At 68.1% G+C, this 14429-nt stretch carries 9 protein-coding genes; 7 read left to right on the top strand and 2 right to left on the bottom strand.

All coding sequences use genetic code 11. The annotated features are described in order from the left end of the window. Positions 1-209: 209 nt before the first annotated feature. From pilG to ROV95_RS08925, 7 genes are all read left to right on the top strand, one after another. On the top strand, positions 210-611 hold the full coding sequence (gene pilG, locus ROV95_RS08955; RefSeq protein ID WP_005418455.1) for a twitching motility response regulator PilG: 402 nt from the start codon (positions 210-212) through the stop codon (positions 609-611). 18 nt (positions 612-629) lie between these two features. Beyond that, positions 630-992, top strand: coding sequence for a response regulator (locus ROV95_RS08950; protein WP_005410717.1), 363 nt, complete (start codon positions 630-632; stop codon positions 990-992). Further along, positions 992-1522: a chemotaxis protein CheW gene (locus ROV95_RS08945; RefSeq protein WP_019660097.1), complete on the top strand. Its 531-nt coding sequence runs from the start codon at positions 992-994 to the stop codon at positions 1520-1522. Before ROV95_RS08950 ends, ROV95_RS08945 begins: the two co-directional genes overlap by 1 nt. A 41-nt stretch (positions 1523-1563) precedes the next feature. Further along, a complete protein-coding gene (locus ROV95_RS08940) occupies positions 1564-3600 on the top strand; it encodes a methyl-accepting chemotaxis protein (protein ID WP_019660096.1) in 2037 nt (678 codons plus the stop codon). A 100-nt stretch (positions 3601-3700) separates the two neighbouring features. Next, positions 3701-10411 (top strand): Hpt domain-containing protein, encoded by a 6711-nt coding sequence (locus ROV95_RS08935; RefSeq protein WP_312544028.1) that lies wholly within the window; start codon positions 3701-3703, stop codon positions 10409-10411. After that, the gene (locus ROV95_RS08930; protein WP_021203309.1) at positions 10398-11738 is read left to right on the top strand and encodes a chemotaxis protein CheB; all 1341 of its coding nucleotides are present in this window, start codon (positions 10398-10400) and stop codon (positions 11736-11738) included. The genes ROV95_RS08935 and ROV95_RS08930 overlap by 14 nt, the downstream gene beginning before the upstream one ends. Then, positions 11735-12199, top strand: a complete 465-nt coding sequence (locus tag ROV95_RS08925) for a chemotaxis protein CheW (RefSeq protein WP_005410712.1) — start codon at positions 11735-11737, stop codon at positions 12197-12199. Before ROV95_RS08930 ends, ROV95_RS08925 begins: the two co-directional genes overlap by 4 nt. A gap of 102 nt (positions 12200-12301) precedes the next feature. Here the strand turns inward: ROV95_RS08925 and ROV95_RS08920 are convergent, their stop codons facing one another. After that, the gene (locus tag ROV95_RS08920) at positions 12302-13039 is read right to left on the bottom strand and encodes a 16S rRNA (uracil(1498)-N(3))-methyltransferase (RefSeq protein ID WP_312544026.1); all 738 of its coding nucleotides are present in this window, start codon (positions 13037-13039) and stop codon (positions 12302-12304) included. Further along, positions 13030-14421, bottom strand: a complete 1392-nt coding sequence (gene bioA / locus ROV95_RS08915; RefSeq protein ID WP_312544025.1) for an adenosylmethionine--8-amino-7-oxononanoate transaminase — start codon at positions 14419-14421, stop codon at positions 13030-13032. Before bioA ends, ROV95_RS08920 begins: the two co-directional genes overlap by 10 nt. Positions 14422-14429 lie beyond the last annotated feature (8 nt).

The raw sequence follows: 14429 nt of genomic DNA, 5'->3' as shown, positions 1-14429 counted from the left end.
AGCGGCAACGCCGGTCGCGCGCCTCCCTGCCATACTGCAACGCAGCGTCCGCCCGGCGCTCGCGCACTCATTGCGAAACCCGTCACGTTCAGGAGGCTGCCATGCCCCGCGCCATGGGGCGGCCTTGAAGCGGGCGCGGAAAGTGCGATATAGATACGCTTTCGTAGCGGCCCCCGCCAGAGATCGGGCCGTGCGCTTGGGGATAGGCAATGACTGAAAACACGACTGCGGGCGGGGAACTCGCAGGACTCCGGGTGATGGTCATCGATGATTCGAAGACCATCCGCAGGACTGCGGAAACACTGCTCAAGCGGGAAGGCTGCGAGGTGGTCACCGCCACCGACGGCTTTGAAGCGCTTGCGAAGATCGCAGACCAGCAACCGCAGATCATCTTCGTCGACATCATGATGCCGCGCCTGGACGGGTACCAGACCTGTGCGCTGATCAAGGGCAACCAGCTGTTCAAGGCGACCCCGGTCATCATGCTCTCGTCCAAGGATGGCCTGTTCGACAAGGCGCGGGGACGCATCGTTGGCTCGGAGCAATACCTGACCAAGCCATTCACGCGTGAAGAACTGCTGGGTGCCATCCGCACATACGTCAACGCCTGACCAGGGGGGAAAGGCACAATGGCTCGTATCGTTCTGATCGAGGATTCACCGACCGACCGCGCGGTGTTCACCCAGTGGCTGCGCCGTGCCGGCCACGAGGTGCTGGAAGCGGACAACGCCGAGGATGGACTGCAGCTGGTCCGCGACCAGGTGCCGCAGCTGGTGCTGATGGACGTGGTCCTGCCCGGCATGAGCGGCTTCCAGGCCACCCGCGCGATGGCCCGTGACGCGGCGATCAAGCACATCCCGGTGATCATCGTCAGCACCAAGGCGATGGAAACCGACAAGGCCTGGGGCCTGCGCCAGGGCGCGGCCGATTACATCGTCAAGCCGCCGCGCGAGGATGAACTGATCGCGCGGATCAACGAACTGGTGGCCTGATGCGCTCGCCTTTCGACATCCTCGAAGCCTATGAACGCCGCAGCCTGGCCCACGCGGTGCAGCTGCCCGAACGGCAGTTCGCCCAGGACCTCTGGCGTGGCGTGGGCTACCGCGTCGGCCAGCGCCGGCTGGTGTCCGATTTCCGCGAAGTGGTGGAGATCGTGCCGATGCCGCCGGTGACCCCGGTGCCATGCGCGCAGCCCTGGCTGCTCGGCGTGGGCAATCTGCGCGGCAACCTGTTCCCGGTGGTCGACCTGAAGTACTTCCTGGAAGGCGTGCGTACCGTGCAGCAGGAAGGCCAGCGCGTGCTGATCATGCGCCAGGCCGGTGGCGACGTCGCACTGACCATCGATGAACTGTTCGGCCAGCGCAGCTTCGAACTGGACCAGCAGATCGAGGCCGGCATGCTGGCCGAAGGGCGCTACGGCCATTTCGTCGATCGCGCCTTCCATGCCGACGGCCACGACTGGGGCGTATTCTCGCTTTCGCTGCTGTCGCGCACCCCTGAATTCCGGCAAGCCGCGGCCTGAGGCCGGGCATCGCCCCCTGCATTGAAGATCGAGGTTGAACGATGAGTACTGCTTCGGACGCCACCAAGACCGGCAAGCTGCGGCTGGGCGGCAGCAACCTCTGGCTGTTCCTGCTGCTGGCATCGATGATCCTGTTCGGCGTCAACACCGGCGTCGCTACCTGGCAGGGCAGTCGCCTGGCCGATGCCGGTTCCAAGGCGGCCGACCTGCAGGTGCTGTCGCAGCAGCTGGCCAACCAGGGCCGTGACGCGGTGGGCGGCAACGCGCAGGCGTTCACTGCCTTCAAGGCCACCCGCAACGCGATCGAACAGAATGTGTCGACCCTGCAGGGCCGCTATGGCAAGGAGCCGGGCGTGTCCGGTGCGATCGCCACGCTGGGCGAGACCTGGGCGCCGCTGGGCAAGCAGGCCGGGCAGCTGGTGGCCAGTGAACCGGCGGTGCTGGCCCTGGCCGGCAACGCCAACAACTTCACCGGCGCCGTGCCGGGGCTGCAGGCCCAGCTGAACGAGCTGGTGCGTGCGATGTCCGCTGCCGGCGCGCCCTCGTCGCAGGTGTACAGCGCACTGCAGCAGGTCGTGGTGGCCGGCTCCATGGCCCGCCGCGTAACCGAAATGCGCGCCGGTGGCAGCGGCGCTGCTACGGCCGGCGATGCGCTGGCGCGTGACATCACCGTGTTCTCGCAGGTGCTCGACGGCCTGCGCAATGGCAACGAGGAACTGGGCATCACCGCCGTGCGCGGTGCCGCTGCCGTGGCCGCGCTGGAACAGTCGCAGCAGAAGTGGGAAGCGATGAAGCAGGACGCTGACGCGATCCTGGCCAGCTCGCGCCAGCTGTTCGCGGCGCAGTCCGCCGCCACCGCGCTGGGCCAGGGTTCGGCCCACATGCTGGATGACAGCCGCAAGCTGTTCGACGCGTTCTCCTCGTTCGGCTCGGTGTCTGACACCCGCCTGTTCCCGAACTTCTGGATCGGTGTGGTCTCCGGTGCGCTGTCGCTGATCGCGATCATCGGCTTCGTTTCCACCAACGTGCGCAGCCGCTCGCGCGAGCAGGAACTGCGCTACCAGACCCAGGTGGAGTTCAACAGCCGCAACCAGCAGGCGATCATGCGGCTGCTGGACGAAATCTCCTCGCTGGGTGAGGGCGACCTGACGGTGAAGGCCTCGGTGACCGAGGACATGACCGGTGCCATCGCCGACGCGATCAACTACGCCGTCGACGAGCTGCGCCACCTGGTGACCACCATCAATGACACCTCGGCCAAGGTCGCGCTGTCTACCCAGGAGACCCAGGCCACCGCCATGCAGCTGGCAGAGGCGGCCGGCCACCAGGCCAACCAGATCACCTCGGCGTCGGACCGCATCGGCGAAATCGCGGCAAGCATCGAACAGGTGTCGCGCAACTCGGCCGAGTCGGCCGACGTGGCACAGCGCTCGGTGGTGATTGCCGCCGAAGGTGCCGGCGTGGTGCGCGAGACCATCCAGGGCATGGACCAGATCCGTGACCAGATCCAGGAAACCTCCAAGCGCATCAAGCGCCTGGGTGAGTCGTCGCAGGAAATCGGCTCGATCGTGGAACTGATCAACGACATTTCCGAACAGACCAACATCCTGGCGTTGAACGCAGCGGTCCAGGCGGCCTCGGCCGGTGAAGCGGGTCGCGGTTTCGCGGTCGTGGCCGACGAAGTGCAGCGCCTGGCAGAACGTACCTCCGGCGCGACCCGACGCATCGAGAACCTGGTGCAGGCCATTCAGGCCGACACCAACGAAGCGGTCACCTCGATGGAACAGACCACCGCCGAAGTGGTGTCCGGTGCACGCCTGGCCGAGGATGCCGGCACCGCGCTGACCGAGATCGAGCGCGTGTCCAATGCACTGAACACCCTCATCAAGAACATCTCCATCGCCGCCCAGCAGCAGTCGGCCGCGGCCTCGGACATCACCCGCACCATGGGCGTGATCCGGCAGATCACCGGCCAGACCTCGCAGGGCGCCGGGCAGACCGCCGAATCGATCGGCCACCTCGCGCAGCTGGCGGCCGACCTGCGTCGTTCGGTCGCCGACTTCAAGCTGCCGGCGTGACGCGGGCAGGGCGGCGAGCAAGGAACCAGTCGATGAAGCATTTCCATTTCCCACGCCAGAACTCGCGCGGCCACCGCGCGGCGGCGAACGGAGCGCGTCCATGAGCAGTCTGCGCGATGCGATGAGCCACGCAGCGCTGGGCTGGGTCAAGCCCGAGCTGGACGAGACCCTGCGCCAGGTGCGCAACGAGGTCGAGTACTACGCCGAAGACCCGAGCGATGCCAGCCGCATGCGCATCTGCGCCGGCTACCTGCACCAGGTGCAGGGCACCCTGCGCATGGTCGAGCTGTATGCACCGGCGATGGTGGCCGAGGAACTGGAACAACTGGCCAATGCCATCGGGGCCGACGGCGTGGCCGAACGTGATGAAGCCTGCGCGACCCTGATGCGTGGCAGCGTGCTGCTGCCCGACTACCTGGAGCGCCTGCAGAACGGCCACCGCGACATCCCGATCGTGCTGATGCCGCTGCTCAACGAGATCCGTGCCGCGCGTGGCGAAGAAGGCGTGCATGACAGCGTGCTGCTGGCATTCGCACCGGACAGCGTCACCGCCACCGAGGCCGAGCTGGACCATGCCCGCGGCAGCCTGAGCGGGCGCAACCGCGAGTTGCTGGACACGGTCGGCAGTGCGGTGAAGGAGGAACTGCTGCGCATCAAGGATGCGCTGGACCTGCACCTGCGCACCGGCGGTGCTCCGGAACAGCTGCAGACCCAGGCCAACGAGCTCGGGGCGGTGGCCGATACGCTGGGCATGATGGGCCTGGGCGTGGCCCGCAGCGTGGTCGTGCAGCAGCGTGACGCACTGCGTGGGGTGGTGGAAGGGCGCCAGCAGATCGATGAGAACCTGCTGCTGGATATCGCCGGGGCACTGCTCTACGTGGACGCCTCGCTGGACGACCAGGTCGCCCATCTGGGCGCTGGCGGCAGTGGCGAGGACGATCCGAGCGCGGTTGAGAACCGCCGCACGGTGGAGGTGCTGGCGCATGAAGCCATCGCCAACTTCGCCGCCGCCCGCGAGCATTTCGTCGCGTTCATCGAAACCAGCTGGAACCATGCCGAGCTGCAGGATGTGCCGCGCCTGCTGGGTGATGTATCCGGTGCGCTGCGCATGCTCGATCTGGGCACCGCCGCAGACTACCTGCGTGGCGTACAGCAGTACATCGAGGCCGAGCTGATCGGTCGCCAGCGCGTGCCCAGTGGCCGCCAGCTGGACACCCTGGCCGATGCCATGGCCAGCCTGGAGTACTACCTGGAAGCCCTGCGCGACCGCCGTCCGGGCCGCGAGGACATCCTCGACATCACCCGCAGCAGCCTTGAAGCGCTGCGCTATTGGCCGTTGCCGGACCGCAACGCGGTGGAACCGGTTGCCGCCGCGCCGGTTCCGTTCGCATCGCTGCTGGTGGACCGGGAGCCGGTCGCGCTGCAGGCCGAGCCTTTGCAGCCGGAGCGCATCGAGATTCAGGTTCAGCCAGCCGCGCCCGCCGCCGGCACTGTGCCGGTGCCCTTGCCGGACTTCACCTTTGATCCACCACCGGCCACGCCTGCACCGGAGGTGCTGGACAACCGCCTGATGTTCGGTGCGCTGGGGAACCTTGCATCCACACCGCTGTCGCTGCATGACGACCGCGAGGCGGCGCTGGTCTTCGCCGCCTCCAGCGCGCCTGCGCCCGAGGTGCCGCAGTGGGATCTCGCGCCGTTCCATCCGGACGCCGATCCGGCCGCGAGTGCCGAAGACGAACGCAGCCCGACCTTCGCCAGTTTCGATCCGGTCAGCATCGAACGCGCCGAAACCGGAATGGAATCGGTGCCGCAATGGACGCTGTCGGAGGCGACACCACCGGTATCGGCTGATGTGGCAGTGGCGGATGTCGAGCACGACGTCGACGCGTCGGTACCCTTTGACACCACTGGCTTTGCAGCGCCGGTGTTCGACCCGGTGGCTGCCGAGCACGATGTGGTTGCTGCCCGTGACGACGTGGTGTTCCGTTTCGACGCCGATGCGCTGGATAACGCCGACGACGTGCTGTCGCTGCACGCCATGGAGACGCTGTCGCTGGACGACGACGCCGGACTGCATCCGTCGCTGGAGACCGTCGATGACGCCACGCCCCAGCCGTTGGACGAAAGCCCCGTGGTTGCCGAAGTCGACGCCGTTGCGGCGGATGTGCCGGAGCACGCGGCCGCGCCGATGGCCGAGGTGCTGACGCCGGCCTCCGATGCACCGGCACCGGCGGTGTCGGTGATTGATATCGACACCATCGCACCGATCGATTTCAGCGAAGCCGACGCACAGTTCTTTGCCGAGCTGAGCGCCGCGGCGGCCGACTTCAATCCGCAGGCCATGGCGGCTCCGCCCGCTGCGGACATCCCGGTCGTGGCTGGGACCGAGGCCGGCTTCGAGGCCGGCTTCGACGACGATGCCGAGAACATCGACGAGGACATCCGCGAGGTGTTCCTGGAAGAGTTCGACGACGAACTGGCCAACCTTGGCACGCTGCTGCCGGCATGGCGCACGCAGCTGGACAACATGGACCGGCTGCGGCCGATCCGCCGCATCTTCCACACCCTCAAGGGCAGTGGCCGACTGGTCGGCGCGCGCACCCTGGGGGAGTTCGCCTGGAAGATCGAGGGCATGCTCAACCGCGTGCTCGATGGCAGCCGGCCGGCCACGCCGGCCGTGCTGGCAATGGTCGACAATGCGCACGCCGCACTGCCGCAGTTGAATGCCGCGCTGCGCCATGGCCAGCGCATCAGCGTGGACCTGCAGGCAATGCAGGCCATCGCCGATCGGGTCGGCGCCGGCGAGGAGACCTTCTACGTGCCGTTGCCGGCTGCGGCCGCACCGGCAGCGACACTGGCCGAGTCCGAAGGCGAAGACGAAATCAGCCGCCTGCTGGACGCCGAGGCCGCTGCGTCGGCGCAGGCCGATGCCTCGGCGGTGGCCGAAGACGCCGGGACCCCGGCCAACATCGACAGCGTGCTGCGCGAGATCCTCGAGGCCGAGGTCGAAGTCCACCAGGCGACCCTGCAGGAGTGGCTGCGCTCGGCACAGCAGGCACCGCAGCCGGTCAGCGACGCACTGCTGCGTGCGGTTCACACCATGAACGGCGCCTTCGCGATGACCGAAGTGCCGGAAATCACCGCCGTTACCGGCGGCGCCGAGTCCTACATCAAGCGGGCTCTGGCCGCCGATGTGGTACCTGGCGACGAGGGTGTCGCCGCGCTGGACGCAGCTGCGCAGGCGATCACCGCGACCATGCAGGCGCTGCAGGCCGAACACCCGCGCATTGCGCCGCAGGATGCGCTGGTGCAGCGGCTGCAGGCATTGGCTGGCGAGCTGCCGGAAGCGCGCTGGCCGCTGTTCGCGTCGGAAGACGAGGATGAAGAGGGCACCGAACCGGCGCCAGATGTCGAGCAGGCATCCGAAGCCGAAGCGCCGCTGGCCGGCCTGGACGCGCTGGGCGAAACCAGCATGCGCGTTGCTTCCGATGCGGCTCCCGATCTCATTGCCGAACCGCAGCCGCTTGCCGAAGATGCGCTGGAACCGGTTCCATCTGCGCCCGACCTCAGGACGCCGGACGTCGCCGCCGACAGTGGCCTGGAAGTCGGCGAGTTGACCGCCAGCGACGATCTTTCGCGTTACTTCGATGCCGGCTGGCCGTCGGTGCAGGGAGAAGATGAACCCGCAGTGGCGTACACCGGCGCGATTGAATCGATCCAGCCGGTGGAGAGTGCGCCTGTTGTCGAAGGGGCCGACGCAGCTGCCGCGCCCACGATCGAGACCGTCGACGACGCTGATCTGACCATGGCCGACGATCTGTCGCCGTACCTCGACGCCAGTGCGCTGCCGGTCGACGACCGCGACGCGGAAGAGCTGCCGGTGTCTGCGGAAGTTGACGCGATCGACCTGAATACGTCCTTGTCCTTTGATTCGGGCAGCGGCGATGACAGCGTCATTGACGACGCTGCTGCATTGCCACTCGACAGCGAGCTGTCGAGCCTGCAGGATGAAATGGCTGTGCCGGGTTTCGCAGAACCGGTCACGCTGGCAGCCGCGCTCGAGGCCGGCCTGCACGTGATCGAGCAAGAGCGGACCCTGGACGACGACGGGCAATGGCCCGTGATCGGCCTCCAGGCCAGCGAACTCGCGCCGGGCGAGGCAGATGCCTTTGCCGAGGATGCGGACGTCGGCGGGGAGGCGGCGGTCGGTGAAGGAGAGAGCGCCGATCAGCCGTCCCCGGCGACGGTGATTGAGGCGTTCAGCGCAGAGGCACGCGTTGGCAGTGGTGCTCCGGTGCGGTTCTTCGAAATGGAAGAGGCGCCGGGCCAGGGCACGATCAACACCGGTGACGGCACGGAGATCGCAGCGGCCGACATCGAGCCCCCTGCGCCGGATGTTGAGCAGGCGCCTGTTGCGGCGGATGCCGAAGACGGTGCCGATGCCGATGCCGATGCGCTTGACTTCAGCGTGTACGACCGCGAGCTGGTCGACATCTTTGTCGAGGAAGGCAGGGACCTGCTCGACCACTGTGATGGCCTGATCAGCGAGCTGCGTGATGCACCGCAGGATCGCGAGGTGCTGGCCGGCCTGCAGCGTGACCTGCACACCCTCAAAGGGGGCGCTCGCATGGCCGGTATCAATGCCATTGGCGACCTCGGCCACAGCATCGAATCGCTGCTGGAAGCGGTGGCCGCTGGCCGTACCGAAATCGAGCGCCGCGACGTGCAGCTGCTGGAACGCGGCTTTGACCGCCTGCACCAGCTGCTCACCCGTACCGGCACCCACCGCGTGGTGGAGCCGGCGCTGGATCTGGTGGAGGCCTTCGAGGTTCGCACCACCACCGATATTGCTGCAGCCGCCACGGCCGCGCGTGCAGCCAGCGAGGCCGAGACCGTGGCGGCGCAGGCTGCGGCCACGCTGACGCCGATTGTCGACGCGCCGCTGTCGGCACCGCTGCCGGCCGAGGGTACGGTCGATGAAGACCCCCTGGCACGTCCGCAGCAGGAACAGGTGCGCGTGCGCGCCGACCTGCTCGACCGCCTGGTCAACCATGCCGGTGAAGTGGCGATCTACCGCTCGCGCCTGGAACAGCAGCTCGGCGCCTTCCGCGGCGCGATGGGCGAACTGGAGCGCACCAATGCGCGACTGCGCGACCAGCTGCGCCGCCTCGACCTGGAAACCGAGGCGCAGATCGTCGCCCGCTACCAGCGCGAGCAGGACCAGGCCGACCAGAAGTTCGATCCGCTGGAACTGGATCGCTTCTCCACCCTGCAGCAGCTCAGCCGTGCGCTGAACGAGTCCGCCGCCGACCTTGGCGGCCTGCAGGGCGTGCTGGACGATCTGTCGCGCCAGTACGATTCGCTGCTGCAGCAGCAGTCGCGCGTCAGCTCCGAGCTGCAGGATGGCCTGATGCGCGCGCGCATGGTGCCGTTCGATGGCCTGGTGCCGCGCCTGCGCCGCGTGGTCCGCCAAGCCGGCATGGATACCGGCAAGCAGGTCCACCTGACTCTGGAAGGCACCCACGGCGAACTGGACCGCAACGTCCTCGATCGCATGGTCGCGCCGCTGGAACACATGCTGCGCAACTCGGTGGCCCATGGCCTGGAAGCGCCGGAACAGCGCCGCGCCGCCGGCAAGCCGGAGGAGGGCGAGATCGCCATCCGCCTGCACCGCGAAGGCTCGGAAATCGTCCTGGAAGTGGCCGATGACGGCGCTGGCCTGGACCGCGAAGCGATCCGCCGCCGCGCCATCGACCGCGGCCTGCTGGCCGCCGATGCGCAGCCGAACGAGCAGGAACTGGACAACCTCATCTTCGCGTCAGGCTTCACCACCGCCGACCAGGTCAGCCAGCTGGCCGGCCGTGGCGTGGGCATGGACGTGGTGCGCAACGAAGTGCGCCAGCTGGGTGGCTCGGTCGATATCCAGTCAGTGCGTGGGCAGGGCGTGCGCTTCACCCTGCGCCTGCCGCAGACGCTGGCGGTCACCCAGGCGGTGTTCGTGCAGATCGGCGAAACCACCTTCGCAGTGCCGGTGGCCTCGGTCAGTGGTATCGGCCGCCTGTCGCGCGAGCGCTTCGAGGCTGCCGACAGCAGCTACCGCTACAGCGGCGAAGACTATCCGCTGTACGACCTTGGCAGCTTGGTCGGCCAGGCCCCGGCGCGTGCCGATGGCCAGGAGCAGGTGCCACTGCTGCTGGTCCGTGCCGGTGATCTGCGCGCCGCCGTCGCGATCGACCAGGTGCTGGGCAACCGCGAAATCGTGGTCAAGCCGGTCGGCCTGCAGATCGCGTCGGTGCCGGGGATCTACGGCGCCACCATCACCGGCGACGGCCGCGTGGTGGTGATCCTGGACGTGGCGCCGCTGGTGCGCCGTTTCCTCGCCAACCCGACGCTGCCGGTACTGGCCAATGCGCCGCGCCAGGAGCGCCAGGTGCCGCTGGTGATGGTGGTCGACGACTCGCTGACCATGCGCAAGGTCACCGGCCGCATCCTCGAACGCCACAACTTCGAGGTCAGCGTTGCGCGCGACGGCGTGGAAGCACTGGAGCGACTGGAAGAGCGGGTACCGGACCTGATGCTGCTGGACATCGAGATGCCGCGCATGGATGGCTACGAGCTGGCTACCGCGATGCGTGCCGACCCGCGCTACAGGGACGTGCCGATCGTGATGATCACTTCGCGCAGCGGTGACAAGCACCGCCAGCGCGCCTTCGAGATCGGTGTCCAGCGTTATCTGGGCAAGCCGTACCAGGAACTGGACCTGATGCGTAACGTGTACGACCTGTTGGGGATCGCCCGTGTCCGTGAGTGAAACCCAGGCGGCTCCGGCCGTTGCCCTGCTGGCCCGTCCCGGCGCGGCGCGCGAGCGCCTGCGCGAGGCACTGTCGCATGCGGATGTGCAGCTGGTGCTGGAAGACGACCCGAACAGCCTTGAGCCGCAGCTGCTGCACGACGCCCGACCTCAGGTCGTGGTGATTGCGCTGGAGACCGCCATTGAGGACGCATTGGAGCGCCTGGAAACGGTGTTGTCCGCACCGGGCCTGACCCTGGTCTTCGACGAGGCCGAACTGGCCGCACGTCGTGATGGCTGGGAGGCCCAGCGCTGGGGCCGTCATCTGGCCGCGAAGCTGCATGGCCATCAGCAGGTGTTGCCGCCGGGGGCCGAAGAAGAACCCAGCCTGCAACTGGCGCCGGGCCATCCGGCACCGCCACCGGCACCGCAGGAAGAAGCGCTGCAGGCGCACCTGGACCAGGCATCGAGCTGGGCCGACGAGGTCCCCGCTGACAGCCTGTACTCGCCGCCTGCGCAGCTGCACGAACCGATTGCGCTGGAACAGGCGCTGGCGGCGCTGCAGCCGGTCGTGCCTGAGCCGCTGGAGGCCCCCGAACCGCCATCGCTGGCGGAGATCGCGCCCGCAGCACCGCCCATTCCGCCGATCTCCTTCGACCACACCGCATGGTCGCTGGTCGATGACGTGGCCGACGTTCCGGCAGCCGCTTCGCAACACGCCGCGCCGGAGGCACCGCTGCCTTCCTTCGATACCGGCCATCTGAGCCTGGTCGATCTGGATGCTGGTGCGCCCGTGGGCGCACGCGCCGGATCGTTGCTGGTGCTGGCCGGCATCGGCGGCCCGGATGCACTGCGTCGCCTGCTGGGCGCGCTGCCTGCGTCGCTGAGCGTCCCGGTACTGGTGCATATGCGCTTGGACGGTGGCCGCTACGGAAACCTGGTCAAGCAGATGGCGCGCGTGTCGCCGCTGCCGGTGCAGCTGGCCGAAGTCGGCCAGCGTGCAACACCCGGTGAAGTGCACGTGCTGGCCGATGACATCGGCGTGCAGGCAGCCAGCGACGGCCTGCATTTCGTCAGCGACGCGCAAGGGATCTCGATTGCCGCGCTGCCGGCTGAGCACACCGCGCTGGTCCTGCTCAGCGGCGCCGACCTTGCGCTTGTGGGGCCGGCACTGGATCTGGCCGCCGCCGGTGCGTGGGTGGCCGGGCAGGTCGGCGAGGGCTGCTATGACCCTGCCGCGGCCACGGCGGTGGTCGCCGCTGGCATGGTGGCCGGTGAACCACAGGAACTGGCGCAGGCCATCGCCTCGCGCTGGGGCGTGGAAGACGATAACGGAGACGCACCATGAGCTATGCCAGCAATGACGAAATCCGAGGCGTCCTGATCCAGGCCGGCAACGAACGCGTGCTGCTGCCCAATGCCACCGTGGCCGAAATGATGTCGCGGGTGCCGGTGCAGCCGGTTTCCGATGCCCCGCGCTGGCTGGTCGGCGAAATCGGCTGGCACGGCTGGCAGGTGCCGCTGGTGTCGTTCGCGCGCCTTTCCGGCCTGGGCGAGGAAGCCGTGGGCGGCCACAACAAGGTGGTGGTGCTGAAGGCCCTCAGCGGCAACGCGCAGCGCCCGTACTACGCGCTGCTGACGCAGAATTTCCCGCAGCTGATCTCGGTGCCGCGCGATGGCCTGCTGGCCGATGCTTCCGAGGAAACCCTGCCGCAGATCGTGCACATGCGCGTGCTGCTGGGTGAGCAGAGCGCGCTGCTGCCGAACCTGGACGCACTGGAAGCCGCCCTGGATTCGCTGGCGGCTTGATCGGCAATCCGCCGGTCGGGTTCCCGGTAGTGCCGGCCGCTGGCCGGCAACCTCATGATCCCTTGGATGCCGGCCAGCGGCCGGCACTACCACCAATCAGCCTCACCCCAGATCGCCCAGCCGCGCCTGCAATGCGGCAATCGCGGCCAGCCCGGCGGTCTCGGTACGCAGGATGCGTGGCCCCAGCTGCAGGCCCTGGAAGCCTGCCGCTGCCAACTGATCCCGGTCGCGCGGCGACCAGCCCCCTTCCGGACCGATCGCGATCACGATGCCGCCCGCCGGCGCCGCGTCGAGCGTCGACAGGCGATGGGCACCCAGCGGGTCCAGGGTCAGCCGCAGCGTATCGGCCGGCAGTGCCGCCGCGGCCTGTGCCAGCGACAGCGGCGGGCCCACCTGCGGAATGCGCGCGCGCCCGGACTGGCCGCAGGCCGAGGTCACCACATTGTTCCAGTGCGACACGCGCTTCTCCGCCCGAGCCGCATCCAGCTTCACCTCGGTACGCTCGGCATTCACCGGAATGATCGCCGCCACGCCCAGCTCGGTGGCCTTCTGCAGGATCAGGTCCATCTTTTCGCCTCGGGCAAGGCCCTGCAGCAGGGTGATCGCCAGCGGCGATTCGTTGTCCACCGCCTGCACCGCATCGATGCGCACCTGCACCTCGCGCTTGCCGGCGGCAGTCAGCGTGGCGCTGTAGTCGTGGCCATCGCCGTTGAACAGCACGCAGGTATCACCCTCGCGCAGGCGCATCACCCGCACCAGATGGTTGGCCGTCTCTTCCGGCAGGGTCACGGTCTGGCCGCTGTGCAGCGCCAGGTGGATGGGGCAGCGGGTCACGCGCATGCAATCGCCTCGTCAATCGCCGCCAGCGTGGTATGTGCCAGCAGCTCCAGTTGTTCGTCGTCCACGCAGTAGGGTGGCATCCAGTACAGCACGTCGCCCAGCGGACGCAGCACCACGCCACGTTTCAGCGCGGCCTTGTAGGCATGCAGGCCCAGCCGCATGGCCGGGTCGAAGGGCGTGCGCTTGTTGCCGTCGCGCGACAGCTCGAAGGCCACCACCATGCCGGCCTGGCGCACGTCGGCCACGTGCGGATGGTCGCTGAACGGTGCGGCCAGCGTGCCCATCACCGAGGCGATGCCACGGTTGCGGGCGATCACATCGTCGTCGCGGAAGATGTCCAGCGTGGCCAATGCCGCCGCGCAGGCCAGCGGGTTGCCGGTATAGCTGTGCGAATGCAGGAAGGCGCGCTCGCGTGAGTCGTCGAGGAAGGCGTCGTACAGCGCCTGCGTGGCCAGCACGGTGGCCAGCGGCAGGAAGCCGCCGGTCAGGCCCTTGGACAGGCACATCAGGTCCGGCATCACCCCGGCCTGCTCGCAGGCGAACAGGGTGCCGGTGCGGCCGAAGCCGGTGGCGATCTCGTCGGCGATCATGAACGCGCCATGGGCGTCGCATAGTTCGCGCACGCGCTGCAGGTAGACCGGGTCATGCATGCGCATGCCGCCGGCGCACTGCAGGCGCGGTTCCAGGATCACCGCACAGATCTCGCCCGGGTGCTGGTCGAACAGCGTGGCAAGGCCATCGGCGGCCTGCCGTGCACGCTCAGCCGGGCTCTGACCGGGCTCAGCCAGGAAAGCATCGGGCGAGGGCGCGAACAGCGCTTCGGCCAGCAGCGGCGCATAAACGCGGCGATACAGCGGAATGTCTCCCAGCGCCAGCGCGCCGAGGGTCTCGCCGTGGTAGCCGTTCTCCAATGCGATGAAACGCGTGCGCTGCGGTTCCCCTCGGTTCTGGAAATACTGGAAGGCCATCTTCAGCGCCACTTCCACGCCGGCGGACCCGTTGTCGGCGTAGAACACCTTGGCCAGTGGTTCGCGGCCAGGCTGGCGTGGGGCCAGTGCGAGCAGGCGTTCGGCCAGGCTGATGGCTGGCTCATGGCCGAAGCCGGCAAGCATCACCTGTTCCAGTTGCCTGGCCTGGGCGGCAATGGCACCACCGATGCGCGGTTCGGCATGGCCGAACAGGTTGGTCCACCAACTGCTGACGGCGTCCAGGTAGCGATTGCCGTCGTGGTCGATCAACCATGCGCCTTCACCACGGGCGATCGGCACCAGCGGCAGGGTATGCGGGTGCTCGCGCATCTGCGTGCACGGGTGCCAGAGCACCTGCAGATCGCGTTGCCGCCAGTGCTGGGCCAGCGAGGAGGGGGTTGGGTCTGCTAGCATTTCGGGCT

This window comes from Stenotrophomonas maltophilia group sp. msm1 (assembly GCF_032025805.1).
Classification (GTDB): domain Bacteria; phylum Pseudomonadota; class Gammaproteobacteria; order Xanthomonadales; family Xanthomonadaceae; genus Stenotrophomonas; species Stenotrophomonas hibiscicola.
The sequence above is the reverse complement of the archived record's forward strand: the minus strand, read 5'-3'. Positions and strand labels throughout refer to the sequence as shown.

Bases quoted from the DNA above. Each gene is read 5' to 3' on its own strand.
- ROV95_RS08925 (WP_005410712.1), top strand. From the start codon at position 11,735: ATGAGCTATGCCAGCAATGACGAAATCCGAGGCGTCCTGATCCAGGCC.
- ROV95_RS08935 (WP_312544028.1), top strand. From the start codon at position 3,701: ATGAGCAGTCTGCGCGATGCGATGAGCCACGCAGCGCTGGGCTGGGTC.
- ROV95_RS08940 (WP_019660096.1), top strand. From the start codon at position 1,564: ATGAGTACTGCTTCGGACGCCACCAAGACCGGCAAGCTGCGGCTGGGC.
- pilG (WP_005418455.1), top strand. From the start codon at position 210: ATGACTGAAAACACGACTGCGGGCGGGGAACTCGCAGGACTCCGGGTG.
- ROV95_RS08950 (WP_005410717.1), top strand. From the start codon at position 630: ATGGCTCGTATCGTTCTGATCGAGGATTCACCGACCGACCGCGCGGTG.
- ROV95_RS08920 (WP_312544026.1), bottom strand. From the start codon at position 13,039: ATGCGCGTGACCCGCTGCCCCATCCACCTGGCGCTGCACAGCGGCCAG.
- bioA (WP_312544025.1), bottom strand. From the start codon at position 14,421: ATGCTAGCAGACCCAACCCCCTCCTCGCTGGCCCAGCACTGGCGGCAA.
- ROV95_RS08945 (WP_019660097.1), top strand. From the start codon at position 992: ATGCGCTCGCCTTTCGACATCCTCGAAGCCTATGAACGCCGCAGCCTG.